14 protein-coding genes are annotated in these 15551 nt (G+C 70.8%); 9 read left to right on the top strand and 5 right to left on the bottom strand.

Annotated features, from left to right (window positions below; genetic code table 11):
• The first annotated feature begins 66 nt into the window (after positions 1-66).
• Entirely contained in the window at positions 67-873 is an 807-nt protein-coding gene (locus ACQP04_RS03040) for an SCO6745 family protein (RefSeq protein WP_433505557.1), read from the top strand.
• A gap of 692 nt (positions 874-1565) precedes the next feature.
• Positions 1566-2414 carry an NmrA/HSCARG family protein gene (locus ACQP04_RS03035; protein ID WP_433505556.1) on the top strand — a complete coding sequence of 283 codons (849 nt, stop codon included), beginning with the start codon at positions 1566-1568 and terminating at the stop codon, positions 2412-2414.
• Positions 2415-2421: 7 nt separating this feature from the next.
• Here the strand turns inward: ACQP04_RS03035 and ACQP04_RS03030 are convergent, their stop codons facing one another.
• Positions 2422-2676: a hypothetical protein gene (locus tag ACQP04_RS03030; RefSeq protein ID WP_433505555.1), complete on the bottom strand. Its 255-nt coding sequence runs from the start codon at positions 2674-2676 to the stop codon at positions 2422-2424.
• 312 nt (positions 2677-2988) lie between these two features.
• Here ACQP04_RS03030 and ACQP04_RS03025 point away from each other — a divergent pair, with 312 nt between their 5' ends.
• Positions 2989-3642: a response regulator gene (locus tag ACQP04_RS03025; protein WP_433505554.1), complete on the top strand. Its 654-nt coding sequence runs from the start codon at positions 2989-2991 to the stop codon at positions 3640-3642.
• 193 nt (positions 3643-3835) lie between these two features.
• Here the strand turns inward: ACQP04_RS03025 and ACQP04_RS03020 are convergent, their stop codons facing one another.
• Positions 3836-4186 carry a response regulator gene (locus tag ACQP04_RS03020; protein WP_433505553.1) on the bottom strand — a complete coding sequence of 117 codons (351 nt, stop codon included), beginning with the start codon at positions 4184-4186 and terminating at the stop codon, positions 3836-3838.
• A gap of 151 nt (positions 4187-4337) precedes the next feature.
• Here ACQP04_RS03020 and ACQP04_RS03015 point away from each other — a divergent pair, with 151 nt between their 5' ends.
• From ACQP04_RS03015 to ACQP04_RS03005, 3 genes are all read left to right on the top strand, one after another.
• Complete coding sequence (locus ACQP04_RS03015; protein ID WP_433505552.1) at positions 4338-4652, top strand: hypothetical protein; 315 nt, start codon at positions 4338-4340, stop codon at positions 4650-4652.
• A 333-nt stretch (positions 4653-4985) separates the two neighbouring features.
• Positions 4986-5168: a hypothetical protein gene (locus ACQP04_RS03010; protein ID WP_433505551.1), complete on the top strand. Its 183-nt coding sequence runs from the start codon at positions 4986-4988 to the stop codon at positions 5166-5168.
• An 8-nt stretch (positions 5169-5176) separates the two neighbouring features.
• Positions 5177-5623: a pyridoxamine 5'-phosphate oxidase family protein gene (locus ACQP04_RS03005; RefSeq protein ID WP_433505550.1), complete on the top strand. Its 447-nt coding sequence runs from the start codon at positions 5177-5179 to the stop codon at positions 5621-5623.
• A 79-nt stretch (positions 5624-5702) separates the two neighbouring features.
• Here the strand turns inward: ACQP04_RS03005 and ACQP04_RS03000 are convergent, their stop codons facing one another.
• A complete protein-coding gene (locus ACQP04_RS03000) occupies positions 5703-10910 on the bottom strand; it encodes an AAA family ATPase (RefSeq protein ID WP_433505549.1) in 5208 nt (1735 codons plus the stop codon).
• A 709-nt stretch (positions 10911-11619) separates the two neighbouring features.
• On the opposite strand from ACQP04_RS03000, the gene ACQP04_RS02995 reads away from it, so the two are divergent.
• Positions 11620-12060 carry an ATP-binding protein gene (locus tag ACQP04_RS02995; RefSeq protein ID WP_433505548.1) on the top strand — a complete coding sequence of 147 codons (441 nt, stop codon included), beginning with the start codon at positions 11620-11622 and terminating at the stop codon, positions 12058-12060.
• Between the two features lie 211 nt (positions 12061-12271).
• Entirely contained in the window at positions 12272-12664 is a 393-nt protein-coding gene (locus tag ACQP04_RS02990) for an STAS domain-containing protein (RefSeq protein ID WP_433505547.1), read from the top strand.
• A 478-nt stretch (positions 12665-13142) separates the two neighbouring features.
• Here the strand turns inward: ACQP04_RS02990 and ACQP04_RS02985 are convergent, their stop codons facing one another.
• Positions 13143-13397, bottom strand: a complete 255-nt coding sequence (locus ACQP04_RS02985) for a mechanosensitive ion channel family protein (protein ID WP_433505546.1) — start codon at positions 13395-13397, stop codon at positions 13143-13145.
• Between the two features lie 257 nt (positions 13398-13654).
• Between ACQP04_RS02985 and ACQP04_RS02980 the strand changes: the two genes are divergently transcribed.
• The gene (locus ACQP04_RS02980) at positions 13655-14605 is read left to right on the top strand and encodes a DUF2382 domain-containing protein (protein ID WP_433505545.1); all 951 of its coding nucleotides are present in this window, start codon (positions 13655-13657) and stop codon (positions 14603-14605) included.
• A gap of 79 nt (positions 14606-14684) precedes the next feature.
• Here ACQP04_RS02980 and ACQP04_RS02975 read toward each other — a convergent pair whose 3' ends face one another.
• Positions 14685-15257 carry an aquaporin gene (locus ACQP04_RS02975; protein WP_433508286.1) on the bottom strand — a complete coding sequence of 191 codons (573 nt, stop codon included), beginning with the start codon at positions 15255-15257 and terminating at the stop codon, positions 14685-14687.
• Between the last annotated feature and the right edge of the window lie 294 nt (positions 15258-15551).

Genomic DNA, 15551 nt, shown 5'->3' with positions numbered 1-15551 from the left:
AGCCGATGAGTTCGGGGGGCTCTCCGAGTCGGACCAGGCATGCCCACCGCGAGCACCGCCCGACGGATGTTCGAGCTTCTGGAGCCGATCTGCCTGGTCACCTACTTCGCCGACGAGTGCAACGAGGAGCTGGCCGCGCTCGGCCACCGCACCTACTGGGACGGCTATTTCGCCAGCCGCGCTGCGCCGTTGGGGCGGGTGCCGGCGCAGGTCGTGCACGCGGCCTTCTACAGCTTCGCCGAGGGGGAGGCCGCGCGGCACATCCCGAGCGCGTGGGAGACGATCCCACCCGAGGCGTCCCTCGCCGCGCGGGAGCGGGGCAGCGCGGCCTCCGTGCGGCGGATCCTCGGCGACGAGCTGGCCGACTCCCCGGGCCTGGTGCGCGCCGCCGATTTGACCACCAGAGCCGCGACAAGCGCGCCCACAGAAGGTCGGGTGAACTACGCCGGGATGCGCACCCTGCCGGTGCCGAGCGACCCGGTCGCCCGCCTGTGGCATTCCGCAACCATGCTGCGCGAGCACCGTGGTGACGGGCACGTCGCCGCTCTCGTCGGCGCGCGCATCGGCGGCACGGAGGCCCACGTGCTGTCCGCACTGGAGATGGGCATCCACCCGCCGGAGTCGTTCGGGCGCATCCACCACCTGCCGAAGGAGCGGCTGGCCGCGGTCATGGACGGGCTGCGCGAGCGCGGGCTCGTCGACGCCGAGAGCCGCTTCACCGACGCCGGCCGCGAGACCAAGCAACGCATCGAAGACCTCACCGACGAGCTCGCCGCCCCGCCCTACGAGGCCCTCTCCCCCGCCGAGCTCGACGAGCTGATCACCGAGCTCGAACCCATCACAGCGACACTGGTGGCCGCAGGGTCGCAGTGACGAACCGTGAAGGACGGTCGAGCAGGCCCCGCCCCCTGCGGGCTGTACGGACTGGTCGCGGCCGGTCTGCTGAGCCCCCGGCCGCACATCTGATGACCGCCGGGTTCTCCTCCCACCGCGGCCTGCCGGCGGCCGCGGGCGCGCGAGCGCTCACCCTGCGTCCAACACCGAGCGGCTTCGGCGCTTTCCGCGACCGCTCCCTGGCCGACCAGGCCTTCCCCCTACGTGTTTCTATGCTGTGGTGGCGTCAAGCCCGTCGGCGTGTCTCGGCCCTCACCGGGGCATCCTGACCCGCACCGGGTGTCGTCGAGGATGTGCGGAGCACCTTTGTCGTAGACCAGCCAGATCCCCGTGCTGGTCGCGGCGTGCTCCGCCGGCAGGCCCACCAGGCCGCGCGGTCGGCGAGGTGGACCCGGAACCGATCAGCTCCAGGTTTGCCGCGCACGCACGCGTCGTCGTCATCCCGGCTGATTTTCTCGGGTCCTGGCCACGGCGTCCGCGTCGGGCGGGGTGCGCAGAGCGCACCGGACGGTGGCGATCATCGTCCGACATCTGGAAGCACTGGGGACCCGCGGTGCCATGGCGCTGCGGGACCATACGGACCTCCCCGCCCTCGGCCCCGCCTCGCTCAGGGATGACGCGGGCGGCCATGATGGTTGTGCGTGCAACTAGCCGAACGCGAAGGGGATGTCGTGAACGCCGGAGAGTCGATCCTGGTCCTTGGCGCCACGGGCGGGCAGGGCGGTGCGGTCGCCGCCGCCCTGGGCCGCCGCGACGTGCCGATCCGCGCGCTCGTCCGGCGGGCGGAGTCCGCGGGAGCCCAGCGCCTGGGGGCACAGGGGGCCGAGCTGGCCACCGGAACGCTCGACGACGTCGACGCGCTGACCGCCGCCATGTCCGGCATCCGAGCGGTCTTCGCCATGACCACGCCATTCGAGGGCGGCACGGACGCGGAGATCGCGCAGGGCCGCACGATCCTGGCCGCCGCGGCGCAGGCCCGAGTGCCGCACCTGGTCTTCAGCTCCGTCGCGAGCGCGGACGCCGACAGCGGGGTGCCGCACTTCGAGAGCAAGGCCGTCATCGAGCGGGACCTGCGCGATGGCGACGTCCCGTTCACGATCCTCGGCCCGACCTACTTCTTCGAGAACGCCCTGAGTGGGCTGGACGAGCTGCGCGCGGGCGTCCTCGACCTCCCACTCCCCGGGGACCGTCCCCTCCAGCAGGTCGCACGGCGCGACCTGGGCGAGTTCGCCGCACGCGTGCTGACCGCTCCCGCCGAGTACGTCGGACGGCGCATCGAGTTGGCGAGCGACGCCCCGACTCCGGAGCAGATGGCCGCCGCGTTCGCGGCGGCACTCGGCCGGCCCGTCGAGCACCGCACGAGCGACCCCAGCCGCATCGGCAACGCGGACATGCGGGCGATGTGGACCTTCCTCAACAGGCAGGGGTACTCCGTGGACCTCGCCGCCCTGCACGCCGAGGCCCCCGACGTCGCCTGGACGACCTACGAGGACTGGGCCCGACAGGCCCTCAACGCCTGACACGGACTCACAGGATCGCGGTCGCGTTGGCGGGCGAGCCCACCGCCGGGCACGACGAGCGCTTCACCACTAGGAGGAAGCCGTTGAGCCGTCTCTGCAAGGCGGCGTAGTCGATCTGCCCTTGTGGTAGATGATCAGCCTCCAGGGTGTGGTCGCCCGAGGACAGCTTTCGCTGGCAGTAGATGTCCGGCACCTGCTCGATCAGCGCGCGGGCCGCGGTTCGGACCGCCATGCCTACGATCTTGTCCGGGTCGCCGGCCACTACGGAGACGGCACCGAAGGCAGAACCCCGGCTTCTCCTGGCTCAAGCCTCAGGGGAGAACCTGGTAACGCCCAGGGGTGCTCGGCGCCGCAGCGCCCCGTATGCGGTCAACGTGCTCACCCCAGCGCGATCGAGGCCCCTACGGAGCCCTTCCCGCCCTGGCCAATCCGAGCTCCACCCGCTGGCCCCTCGTCCGGGGCTGCGGTAGCCGACGAAGTGGTGTCGTGAGGGCTCGTCGGTGGTCGATAATGCCGAAATGTTGACGGCCAGGCACGTGAGCGCCCTCGCCGACCAGGCGAAACCTCCACGGCCATGACTGCCCTGCGGGTGGTCGTCGCTGACGACGATGTCCTGCTGCGTGAGGGACTGGCGAGCCTGCTCGTGCGCAGCGGTTTCGAGGTCGTGGGTCAGGCGGGTGACGCCGTTGAGCTCCTCGAGCTGGTCCGCAAGACGCCGCCGAACCTGGTGGTCGTGGACATCCGGATGCCGCCGGCGCATGCCACCGAGGGGTTGGACGCGGCCCGGGAGATCCGGCGGGAACATCCGGAGATGGCGGTCCTGGTCCTGTCCGCGCATGCCGAGGTCGACCACGCGATGGAGCTGCTCGCGAGCGGGCGTGGAATCGGCTACCTGCTCAAGAGCAGGATCAGCGACGTCGACGAGTTCATCGAGACCCTGCAGCGGGTCGCTCGGGGTGGTTCGGTCGTCGACCCGGCACTGGTGCAGGAGCTCGTTTCTGCGCGCAAACGCGACGACCCGCTCGGGGCCATCAGCCAGCGGGAGCGTGAGGTACTGGCGCTGATGGCAGAGGGGCGGTCCAACGCCGGCATCGCTCGCCAACTGTGGATCACCGAGGGGACCGTCGAGAAGCACGTGCGCAGCATCCTGACGAAGCTGGGCCTCGCGGACACCGAGGACGATCACCGTCGAGTGCTTGCCGTGTTGACCTTCCTCGAGAACCGCTGAGTCCGGCGGGCGGCGACGAACGTTCCCACTTCGCAAGCCTCGAGGATTCTCACGGCCTGCTTGCTCGTCCTCACCGCCGGAGCTCGCCCGGTGGCGTTGAGCTACTGATCCGCCGGGAGACAAGCTGTCGACCGGTGCAAGGCCTGCACCGGAGACACACCGGCCGCCGTCGGGGCCCTGAGCCGCCGGCCGTTCAGCACCGGTGAGGCGAGACCAGTTCGCGCACGGCCGTGGCGGAGAGCAGGTTCTTCGGGAGGAACCCCGCTGCCGGGCTAGCGGTGATCAGGTCCTCGAAGTCCTCGTGGTCCCGGGTGGAGATCAGGATGATGTGCGCGTGGAGGTCGGGGAAGGCCGCCACGAGACGACGGGTGAGCTCGAAGCCGCTGTCGGTGCCCAAGCTGATGTCGACGAGGACGACGTCGGGTTTGAGCTCTGCGGCCTTCGCCAGCGCCTCGGCCTGGGTTCGGGCCGTGCCGACGACGTCCAACCCGTCGTGGGTGAGCCGGTCGCGGGCGACGGCGAGGAAGCGCTCGTTGTCGTCCACGATCATGCACCCACACACCGGCCTCACGGTCGCAGCCGAGACAGCCTCGCGCATTGCAGGTAGCGGGAAGTTGCGGGGAGTCCCAGCCGGTAGCGCAGATGGGCGGAGGCTGTGACGACACGGCGCCCACCCGCGAGCATCCTTCTTCGCCGTGGACAGCGTGGCAGTGCTCAGCAACGCGATGACGGACTACCTGCTCACCAAGGGCACGAGCCGGGCTCACGCTGCGCAGGCCCCCGCGCACATGGCTGCCTACCTGGAAGCCACAGGCCACCGCATCGTCCGCTCCCCCGCCCCCGAGCCCGTCGATCGGGGCAGACGCGACCTGGTCGCCCGGATCGCTGCCCTGATCGACTGGCCCGGCTGTTGCAGCGACCGGAACGCCCGCCACTGGGTCGTACGCCAGGTCCTCGGGGCCGTCACGGACGGGCCTGAGAGGACCACCGACCCCCGCCGGGTGGCGTGACGCGACCCGCTACCCGGCGGGCCGAACCGCTCAGTCCTGTCGGGCAAACCCGGGACGGTCCGCTCCTCGACCCGATCGGAGACGTCATGCCCGTCTCGGCCGCGCCCCAAGCGGAGCTGACTCGCCTCAACCGGAGCCTGCACCAGGCGGCCACCGCGGTCCTGCTGCGGATCCACAGCCCCGTGAGCCCCCGGACCCGATGCCATGGGGTGCCGCGTCCCCCTCCGCGCGGCACCCCCTTCCCGTGTGGTGGAGCGGCCAACACGCTTCCCGAGCCTGGCGCGGGCGCTCGCGGTCGGGCCCGGCAGGGCGGCGCCGGGCGGGCGGTCGGTCATGAGCGATGACCCCGGCGCGGCAGCGTTCTCCGGGGTGCTGCGCGCCATCGAGCACCGCTACCTCGGCCGCATCCCGCGCGCGTTTCGAGGCATGGCGGCACCCAGCACCGATGCCGAGCTTCGGGAGTTCGGCAAGGCCCTCGCCGAGGCCGCCCGCCTCGCCACACATCGGGGGAGATAGTGCGTCCCGTGGATCGAGTCGTCAGCCCGCCGGATGCTCCTGTCTCTGCAACGGGCCACACCGCTGGCTTCGTGACGATCGGTCGGGCCGAGTGTCTGCTTCTGCTCGATACCGTCGACGTCGGCCGGGTGGTCTACACCGAGAACGCTCTGCCGGCGGCGCACCCGGTGACCTTTCTGCGGGACGGCGAGGAGATCATCTTCCGCACCGGGAGCCCCGTGAAGGCTGCGGCCGCAGCCAAGCGAGCAGTCGTCGGCTTCCAGGCAGATCGCATCCAGCCAGACCGGGGATGCTGGAGTGTGCTCGGTATCGGCACCACCTACGAGATCACCGAGCCCACACGGCTGGCTGACCTCGATCATCGACTACCTCGGCCCTGGCTACCGGATCACGACGGCTTTGTCCTCGCCATCGCGCTGCGCCTGCTCACCGGACGACACGTCGCGGCGCTGTGATCGCGCGCTGGGCCACCCGGGTCGGGACCGAGACCGGAGGCCGATAATTCGGTCAGCGGCCGGAGTCGGCGGGGCGTCGTCAGGTGGAGCAGGTGTTCAGGGGGAGCTCGGCCTGCACGGTGGTGCCCGCCCCGGGGGGGCTCTGCACGCGGATCCGCCCGCCGAGCGCTTCTATCCGGTCCTTGAGCCCGACCAGGCCGGATCCGCCGGCGGGGTCGGCGCCGCCGCGGCCGTCGTCGTGTACCCGGACCCGCAGTACCTCGTTGGCGTCATCGGCCCCGACGGTCTCGACCTCGATGCGGACGGCGGAGGCGTGTGCGTGTTTGGCTGCGTTGGTCAGCGTCTCGGCTACCAGGTAGTAGGTGGCGATCTCGATCTGCTCGGGCAGTCGACGGTCGAACCGCGTGTCGAGCTCGACCGGGATCGCGGCGCGCCGGGCCAGTCCTCGCAGCGCCGGGCGAAGCCCGCCCTCGGCAAGGATCGCGGGGTGGATGCCGCGGGCGAGGTCGCGTAGCTCGTCCAGGGCACCGGTCAGCTCGACGGTCAGCTCGTGCAGCTGCGCGGCCAGCTCACCAGCCTCCGGCGGCACCGCTGCTCGGGCGGCTTGCAGCTGCAGAGCGAGCGAGACCAGCCGCTGCTGGGCCCCGTCGTGCAGGTCGCGTTCGATGCGGCGGCGGGCCTGATCGGCGGCGGCCACGATCCGCGCGCGTGAGCTGGTGAGCTCGGCGTAGAGCTGGGCGTTGTCGAGGGAGACGGCGAGCTGGCCGGCGATGAGCTTGACACCGTCGAGCCGGTCGGCGGTGAAGGCGCCGTGGATCAGGCGGTTCTCCAGCAGCAGCACCGCCCGCAGGGTGCTGCGGCTGAGGACGGGCAGAGCCAGTACCGAGCAGCAGTCCAGGGCGGTGAAGTAGGGGTCGAGGGCGAAGCGGTCGTCACGGGTGGCGTCAGCGACGACCAGCGGTTCACGCATGCGTTGGGCGTAGCGCAGCACTGACATCGGCAGCTCGTCGCGCTCCCGGTCGGTGACGAGGGCGGTGCCGCCGTGCGGGGTGGGCAGCAGCCAGTCCTGACGATCGTCGCTCCACAGGAGCAGGCGCACACCGGTGGCCCCGGTCATCGCGCCGAGAACCGTGACCACGCGCGGGTGCAGCTGATCGATGCTGGTCTCCGAGCTCAACGCCTGGGACGCGGACAGGATGCCGAGCAGGTCGAGCGTTCCGGTGGTGACCGTGGCGCGACGACGAGGAAGGTCGCCGGGGTGCTCGGTGCCGGCGTCCTGGCCGGCGGTGGGCCGGGCGGGTGGCTGCAGGACCGGATAGACCCAGTCGAGTTGGGCGACCTTCGCGGCCGCGCCCCACGCGAGGTAGTGCTGCCGGGCTTGGGTGAGCAGGTCGCGCCCGGTGTGTTCGATGCCGTGGGCGAGGTGGAAGCGCGCAGCGCGTTCGGTGATCAGTGCTCGATGCCAGGGCCGTTGATGGTCGGCGACCTCGCGTCGGGCGGCGTCGAAACCGAGCACGGCGGCGCGGAAGTCGCCGACCGCCCAGGCCCGCTCGGCCTCGAGCAGCCGCAGCAGGTGCCGGAAGTTGTCCGGTGCATCCGTGGCGCGAGAGGCCAGCCACCAGATCATCTCGTCCAGCTCGGGCAGCGGATCGCCGCGCTCGCGCCCGTCGGTGGCGCGGGCATGCTCGGCGAGGGCGAGCCCGTACAGCAGGCGGGCCACGGCGGTCGGGTAGAGGTCCGGCGCGGCCGACAGCAGCGGCATCGCGGCCGCGGTGTGCCGGGTCAGGCCGACCGGTTCGTCGAAGATGGCGGCGGCGAGCGCGTGGCTCAGATGCGCGTAGAGAAGCGCCAGCGGGTTGTCGGCGTAGCGGTCGAGGGGGATCGGATCACCGGCGGCGGCTGGGCTGTCGCCGCGCAGTACGCGGGCCAGCCAGTGGTGGCTGTCGAGCCATTGGCCGGTCTGTTCGCTGCCGGTCCGGCGGAAGAAGGCCACCGCCGCCTCCACCTCGGCGACGAAGTTCTCCAGCGTCGGCGCGCAGTCCAGCAGCGCAGGCACGGTCAGCACGTAGGTGTACCCGGCATAGGCCATATCGCCGCCCGCGATCAGCCCTTCCCGGGCCCGCTGAGCCACGTGCACCCCGTGCTCGATCGGCTCGAACAACCAGCTCAGGGCAGCGAACATGTGGCGCGCCTGCGAGGTGGCGGGCTCGTGGCCGCGGGCCTCGGCCCGCGCCAGGATCCGCCGCATCGCCCGGTACCCGGCGGCGTAGTCGCCGTGCTGCGACCCGGCAGCGTAGGCGGCGTGGCAGGCAGGGCCGAGCAGGGTGGGGGTTGGGCCGTGCTCGGTCCAGATCCGCAGCGCTTCCAGGCCGAGCCAGGCGATCAAGGGCGGGTCGGCGAGGAAGTAGGCGGTCGGCAGGACTGCGTCGATCAAGCAGGTCGCCGCCAGCAGCGTGGGCTCGGTGAGGTCGGGCCGAGCCGGATCATCGGCCGCGTTCGTGTGGTCCAGCCATCGGTACAGATAGCCGAACTGGTGGTCGAGACCGTCCGCGAGCCGGTCCGCGGCCGGGACGGTGATGCCGCACTCGCGCAGCGACTCCAGGCCCAGGTCGATCGCCTCGGCAAACCGCGTCCGGTGGGTCAGGCTGTGCACCTGCACCGCCGTCGCGTCAGCACGCTCTACCGCGGTGGGGCACAGCGCCGCGATCGCGCGGTACTCCTCGTCGGCCTCGTCCAAGCGTCCCAGGCTGAACAGGGCGGCGTGCCGGGCGGTGCGCACCTCGACCACCGTGGCGGCGTCGCCGGGGTCGACCAGCCGCAGCGCCCCGACCAGCAGGGCGTTCATCAGCGCGTAGTCGCCGATCAACGCGGCCTGATCGGCGACGCGCCGCAGCAGCCCCACCACCCGATCTTGTTCCGCCGGATCGTCGATCGCGTCGATCACGGGGAGGTACTGCTCGGCTGCGACCGCGAACAGCTCCGATACCCGGGCCAGCCGGCGGGCCATCGCCAGCTGCAGAGTGCCTTGCCGCTGCGGGTCCAGCCCGGCCAGGATGGCTTCGCGGGTACGGTCGTGGCGAAACCGCACGGCCTCATTCGCCCCGGGCTCCAACACCAGCAGGCCCTCGTCGAGGGCGGGCGCCAGCAGCCGGCCCATGCCGTCCGCGGGCCCGGCGGTGGCGGTCTGCAGCACGCTCAGCTCCGCTCGCCCGCCCAAGCACGCCATCGCCTCCACCGTCCGCCGGGACCGCGCCGGCAGGGCCGCGACCCGCGCTGCCAACAGCCCGGCGACCTCGGACCGGCGCAGGCGTGCGCGCACGGTCGCCGCATTCCACCGCCATCCGTCGATCGTCGCCGCCAGCACGCCGTCACCACGCAGCGCGTTGAGCAGCTCCACGGTCTCGTACGGGTTGCCCTGCGTATAGGCCTCGATCACCTCGACCAGGCCGGCCGCCGCATCCGGGGCCACGCGCAGCATCTCCGCCACCATGACCGCCGAGCCGGGTACCGGCAGGTTCTCCAGGCGCACCTGGCGCACCTGATCTGGCCCGGCGTGCCGCTGCCACCGCGACAACATCGGCTGCAGGGGATGCGTGGTGTCCACATCGGCGTCGCGGTAGGCGCTCACCAGGAGCAAGCCCTCGATCGGCTCCTCGGTCAGCACCAGGTCGACGACGCCGAGCGGGGTGTGTCCCGCCCACTGCAGGTCATCGACGAACACCACCACCGGCCGTTCCCGCGAGGCGACCGCCCGCAGCACCGCCACAGCTGCCCTCTGCGTCCGCACCTGGGCGGTCAGCGGATCTCCTGCATCCGGCGGCGTGCCCAGCAGCGCCGCGAACTCAGGTGAGGTCGCCGTCACCAGACCCGCGTTCGTCCCGAGCACTCCCAGGATCCGTTCCCGGACCGCGGCCAGCTCGTCCTCCGGCTCAGCCAACAACAGCCGGCCCAGGGCGCGGAACGCCTGATACACCGCGTCAAAAGCCAGATCTCGCCGATACTGGTCGAACTTGCCCGCCACGAACCAGCCGTCCCGGCCGGTCACCACCGGCCGCAGCTCGTCGATCAACGCCGTCTTGCCCACCCCCGGCGCGCCACCGACCAGCACCCCACGACACCGGCCGGCCCGTGCGTCCTCGAACGCCACCTGCAGTGCCGCCACCTCCTCCTCGCGGCCCACCAGCCGGGACGGCGGCAGCAGCCGCAGCGGAACATCGCGCTCGCCGATCCGCAGCCCAGCCGCGCCGGCCCGCACCCGCTCCAGGTCGTAGACCAGACCCGCCGCCGTCTGATAGCGATGGTCCGGCTCCTTCTCCAGCAGATGCATGATGATCTTCGACAGCGACGTCGGGACCGCAGGGTTCAGCTGTGCCGGCGGCGTCGGCACCCGCGCAAGATGATCATGAATGAGCTGCAGCGGATCATCGGAGCCGAACGGTGGCGCACCCGTGGCCAGCTCGTAGAGCGTCGCCCCCAACCCGTAGAGGTCGGCGCGCTGGTCCACCGACCGGCCGGTGCGCCCGGTCTGCTCCGGCGCGAGATAGGCCAACGTCCCCACGATCTCGCAGTGGTGGATGAACTCGGGGCGGATCTCGGCGAACGAGGTCGCCAGCGCGAAATCCACCAGACACGGGCTGCCGTCGGCGGAGATCACGATGTTCGCCGGCGAGATGTCGCGGTGCACCACCCCCCGGCCGTGCACCCCCGCCACCGCCCGAGCCAGCCCCAGTCCGAGCCCGACCAGATCATCGACGGCCAGCGGCAGGGCCAGCCCGGCCAGGCTGGCGGCACCAGCGTCCCCCAGCACGATCGCCCCCGGATACCGCGGCTGCGCCACCAGCTGCGCAACCCCCGAAACACCGCGCAGCCGCTCCAAGATCGCCAGCTCGTGCTGTAGCCGGCGCTGCGCGTCCGGTCCACGCGGCTCCTTCCGCACGACCGTGCGCCCGGGCAGGAACAGCCGCGTGACGCGGGTGCGTTCGCTCTCCTGCACGACGTCGGCCCGACCGGATGGATCTCCGCCCGGCAGCACCCTGCCCGTGTCCACCCGACACCTCCATGCACGGCCGGACGTGACGCACCTTGCGTGCCCCGCCAAGGCGCGTCCTCCGGCCAAACCTACCCGGCCCCGGGCGACCGGCCGCGCCGAAGACGACTGCCTCTCGCCATCAACGAGCTCCGATCGGCGACTGGTCCGTGAGGGCACCGGCCTGCTCGGCCCGCACACCTTCGAGGTCCCGCGCACCGTGCAACTCGATCGGGGCTTCGAGATCTCCTGGCCGAGCATCCGGCACCGGTTGGGCGCATGAAACATCCACAACGCCGCCATCATCGCCCGTGCCCGTGGAGCATCCCAACAGGTTCTCTCGACTGCTTCCGGCTTCGACAACCGAACCGCCGAGGGGGCCGTCCAGTCGTGGCGGCCCGACGCGGCAGCTGTGTCGAAGCGGGCTCGGGACTGTCTGATCTTCGTGTAACTGGTCTCGAGCTCCGGGCGTGTTCCGGGGACGGGACCAGCGATGACCGACACGATCGAGCCCATGCCGCGGGCTCGAAGTGATCACCAACAGTTCGCTCAGCGGTAGGTGGAGGCCGCGAAGGCCGACGGGGTCGAGCTCCTCGGCCCGGACGGGCCCGCCGGGCTGGAGTTCCGGATCCGCACCCCGGGCGGGGCGGTGACGTACAGGTGCTCTCCCCCGGAGGTTCTCGACGGGTCGCTCCTGGTCGTGTGGAGTGTCGGCCGGTCGGGACGTGTCTGCATCGCATCGGCGTCGGCTGGGACACCGACCGAGGTGGCGTGCCCTCTCTCGCTGTCCAGACTCGAAGGCAGCTCTGGTAACGGCATGGAAGGTGCTGGGGCGGTGGCGACAACGTCTGGTTCGGCTTGGTTCGGCTTGAAGTGCGCAGGGTGGGGTAGTGAAGGCGCGACGCGGGCGGCGAGGGGCTCTGGCGTCGTTGGGCGTGGCGCCGAGCTGGAGTGGCGACGGAGCTGTGCGATGGGGGCAGTCAAGCTGAGTTGGCAGGTGTCGTTCGCGCCGCTGTTGGAGACACCGGGGCGGGTGCGTGCGGAGCTGCGCCGCTGGTTGAGCGAGCTGCAGTGGCCGGCTGCGCAGGCCCGGCGGTTGGTGAGCGCGGTCAACGAAGCGGTCACCAACGCTGTCGAGCACGGCTATCCGGTGGTCGGGTTCGCCGGCGGAGTGGTGACGGTGACCGCCGAGCTGGTCGAGGACGGGAACGGCCTGCGGCGGGTGCGAGTCCGGGTCAGCGACGACGGCTGGTGGCGACCGCGACTCGAACCGAGTTCCCCGCCCGAGCATGCCGGGTTGACGCTGATCGCGACGGTCATGGACGAGGTGCAGGTCCGGCGCGGCGAGATCGGCGAACCCGGCACTGAGATCGTCATGCTGAGCCCACCGGTCCGGAGTCTGATGGACTGAACGCGGACCCGGGGCCCCCCGACCAGACGGCTAGCTGCGGGTGCGCAAACTTTTGCGGTGCGCTGCTCGAGGTGAGATTGTCGACGACGTGGGTTGCGCAGGCCTGAACTGAGATGGCGGTGACCTGCCGCGGCGAGGACCTCGCCGTCGACGTTGCGGACACTGCAGGTCCGGTCGGCCCGGGCCTGGGGTTGGGCGTGGTTGATGCCGTATGGACAGCTTCGATGACCGTTTCGGGCCGGCGGAGTTTCCCGTGTCCCGCCGCCTGGAGCTGTCCCGGGTGTCGCTGAGCCCGACGCTGAGCATGGTCGAGGCCAGCGGAGACATCGACATCCTCAACGTCGCCGAGTTCGACTCCTGCCTGCGCGCCGCCACCGACAGCTTGGGGGTGGGCGGACGGCTGGTGGTGGACCTGGCCGGGGTGAGCTTCCTGGCGGTGTGCGGGGTGCGCAGCCTGCTCGAGGTCGACCGCCTGGTGGCCAAGCGCGGACAGAAGGCTCGGTTTGTGGTCACCACCGAGCCCGTGCGGCTCCCGCTGCAGGTGTTGGGCCTGTTCGAGCAGTTCGCGGTGTTCACCTCGCGCGCGGATGCCACGGTGGCGTAGCCATCACCAGTGCCCGATCATCAGATCTGGATCAGCGGGGCTATCCAGCGGGTTCACGGTCAGAAAGCTCGTCGGCGTCTTGATCAGCCCGTGAAGCGGTGAGCTGCGGAAACGCCTCAGCTCAACCCCGGGCACTTCCTTTTCCTACTGGATAGGGCGGGCCGTAGCAAGGCATCGGTCGCACCAGAACCGTGTCTGGTCCTCAGAGGGTCGGAGGCTGACAGCCGTGACGAACTGTCATGTGAGGCGTTCTCGGACCACGCCGCCAAACGCACCTTCCGCGGCCTGGATACGAAGGCGAGCGGGCCGGTCACAAGCCTGGTCCTCCTGCCGAAGCATGCCAACCAGACATCGGAAGCAATCCACCGGCGGAGCCATCTCGCTCTTGGTCGCACTCTTGACCAGCATGGTCGGCTTCTCTGCGCGAAGGGAGAAGCTCCGACAGGAATTGCGCACAGAGTTCATGGCGGAGCGGGCCTCACGCAGCTACCAAACCACTCACAGTGGAACCAGCGTTCTTACGAGACCATACCTTCTCCACATAGCGGCCGCCGGAGTTGGCGGTCAGCCGCTCGTCGACGCGGGCCTTGCGCAGCCCCTCGGTGATCAGCTTGTTCAGGATCTTGGCGATCAGGTAGCCGACCACCAGCACCACGATGGCCCCGAGCAGTTGTGGCAGGTAGTTGACGAAGGCGGTGAACCCGCTCTGCAAGCTCTGCAACGCATCGAACATTCTTCCGACCTCTCCGTAGGTGACCTGGTCCGGCCGACCCTCACCGAACGGAGTCGGACCGATCACCGGATACCCGCCCGGCTCACCGATGCAACCCCTCCCTCTGGTTTGACGAGACGGGCTGGGCCTCCGGGAGCCCTCGGCGACCCGTCGAGCAGAAAAAAGGCACAGTTGACCCCGGTGGGAGTTGCGAGGTCATCGCTCGTCCGTTCGGCTCAGACGCCTCGCGGACGCCTCGACGAATTCTGAAATCGGGGGTGTGGGCTCGCCGTGCGGGGGCTACCCGCCCGCCACTGTCCAATCCACCGGTTCGGGTGAACCCGAATCAGGTGATCGAGAAAGGGAGAACAGTGGCACTGAACCTCGAAGACCCGAAACGCATCTTCGGGATGACCGTCACCGGCCGGCAGGGCGAGAAGCTCGGCAAGGTCGACGGGCTCTTCCTGGACAACGACACGCAGCGGCCCGAGTGGGCGGCCGTCAGGACTGGGTTGTTCGGCACCCACGTCTCGCTCGTGCCGTTGGCGACCGCCGAAATGGCCGGCGACAAGTTGCGAGTGCCGTTCGACAAGGACGCTCTGCGCAACGCCCCGCACCACGACCCGGACCGCGAGCTGAGTGCTGAGGACGAGAAGAGCCTGTTCGAGCACTACGGCGTGTCTTACGGCGGCAGCAGCGTGACCGCGCAGACCGAGGGCGGCCAGGTCGCGGACACCGGCCGCGGGGAAGGGCGGGCCGCGACCACCGGCCGCCGCCGGACCGAGGACGACGGTGCGCGGGGGGCGGTCGGCCATGACACCTCTGGGCCGACGACCGACGACGCGATGACCCGCTCAGAGGAGCGGATGCGGGTCGGGACGGAGACGACGGAGGCGGGCCGGGCGCGGCTGCGCAAGTACGTGGTGACCGAGCAGGTGACCCAGACGGTGCCGGTCTCGCACGAGGAGGTCCGCATCGAGCGGGAGCCGATCTCCGAGTCCAACATCGATGCGGCCACCGACGGCCCGGCAATCTCGGAGGAGGAGCACGAGGTCACACTGCACGCCGAGCGGCCGGTCACCCAGACCGAAGCCGTCCCGGTGGAACGGGTGCGCCTGGACAAGGAGACCGTGACCCAGCAGGAGCAGGTCAGCGGCGAGGTCCGCAAGGAGCAGATCGAAGCCGACGGGGTGCAGACCGACCGCGACCAGAACCTGCGCAACCGCTGACGCCACCCGCACACCACGGCGCCGCTCCCAGCGGGCGGCGCCGTGGCGGGCGGGCACGCGCGAATAGGTGCGCTCTGTGCTACGCGGGCTTGTCGCCCTTGGCCAGGAAGCGGTGGTAAAGCAGCGCGGCAAGGGCGCCGCCGACGATCGGGCCGAGTAGGTAGGCCCACAGCGCTGAGAAGTCACCGGCGACGACGGCCGGCCCCAGCGTTCGGGCCGGGTTGACCGAGCCGCCGGTGACGGGGCCCGCGATCAGTACCGCGACAGCGAGGGCCGCCCCGACCGCGACGGGCGCGAGGCTCGGGTGTACCCGCTCGTCGGTGGCGACGGAGACCACCACGAACACCAGCACGAAGGTCACGAGCAACTCGACGACGAAGGTCGTCCCGCCGCCGACCCCGGGAGCCGGGGCCGTGGCGGCCAGCGCGGCCTCGTCCCGGCCAGGTTTGCCGAAGGTCAGCCAAGTGGCGAGGGCGCCGAGGATTGCACCGACGACTTGCCCGATCACGTACGCGGGCACGAGCCGCAACGCGAAGGCGCCCGCTGCCGCAAGTCCGATCCTCACGGCCGGGTTGACGTGCCCGCCGGACACATGGCCGATCGACGCCACGGCCACCAGCAAGGCAAGCCCGAAAGCGAGCGGGGTGGCCAGGGAGTCGTAGACCGGGCCGGCGACCGGCGGTCAAGAATGGCGGCGACTGCGACCGCCGTTCCTCCGTAGATCAAGACGAAGGTGCCGATCAACTCGGCCACGACCGCGGCAGCGGTATTCGTCCCGATCCGCGAGCCGTACAGGCCGGTCGGGCCATGAGGCTCGGTGCGGGAGCGGAGTCGGTCACGGGAACCTCCATTGATGCGCGGTATCGGGCGGCTGTCGGTCCGAAGGTGGCCCGCGGAATAACACTGATTCGCGCCGCTACACCTCAGCGGTCAAAGTCCGAGGCGC

Source organism: Pseudonocardia halophobica (assembly GCF_050948485.1).
GTDB classification, from domain to species: domain Bacteria; phylum Actinomycetota; class Actinomycetes; order Mycobacteriales; family Pseudonocardiaceae; genus Pseudonocardia; species Pseudonocardia halophobica.
The sequence above is the reverse complement of the archived record's forward strand: the minus strand, read 5'-3'. Positions and strand labels throughout refer to the sequence as shown.

Excerpts from the sequence above, each read along its gene's own strand:
- ACQP04_RS03040 (WP_433505557.1), top strand. The coding sequence starts at position 67 with ATGTTCGAGCTTCTGGAGCCGATCTGCCTGGTCACCTACTTCGCCGAC.
- ACQP04_RS03025 (WP_433505554.1), top strand. The coding sequence starts at position 2,989 with ATGACTGCCCTGCGGGTGGTCGTCGCTGACGACGATGTCCTGCTGCGT.
- ACQP04_RS03010 (WP_433505551.1), top strand. The coding sequence starts at position 4,986 with ATGAGCGATGACCCCGGCGCGGCAGCGTTCTCCGGGGTGCTGCGCGCC.
- ACQP04_RS03000 (WP_433505549.1), bottom strand. The coding sequence starts at position 10,910 with ATGCTCGGCCAGGAGATCTCGAAGCCCCGATCGAGTTGCACGGTGCGC.
- ACQP04_RS02995 (WP_433505548.1), top strand. The coding sequence starts at position 11,620 with ATGGGGGCAGTCAAGCTGAGTTGGCAGGTGTCGTTCGCGCCGCTGTTG.
- ACQP04_RS02990 (WP_433505547.1), top strand. The coding sequence starts at position 12,272 with ATGGACAGCTTCGATGACCGTTTCGGGCCGGCGGAGTTTCCCGTGTCC.
- ACQP04_RS02985 (WP_433505546.1), bottom strand. The coding sequence starts at position 13,397 with ATGTTCGATGCGTTGCAGAGCTTGCAGAGCGGGTTCACCGCCTTCGTC.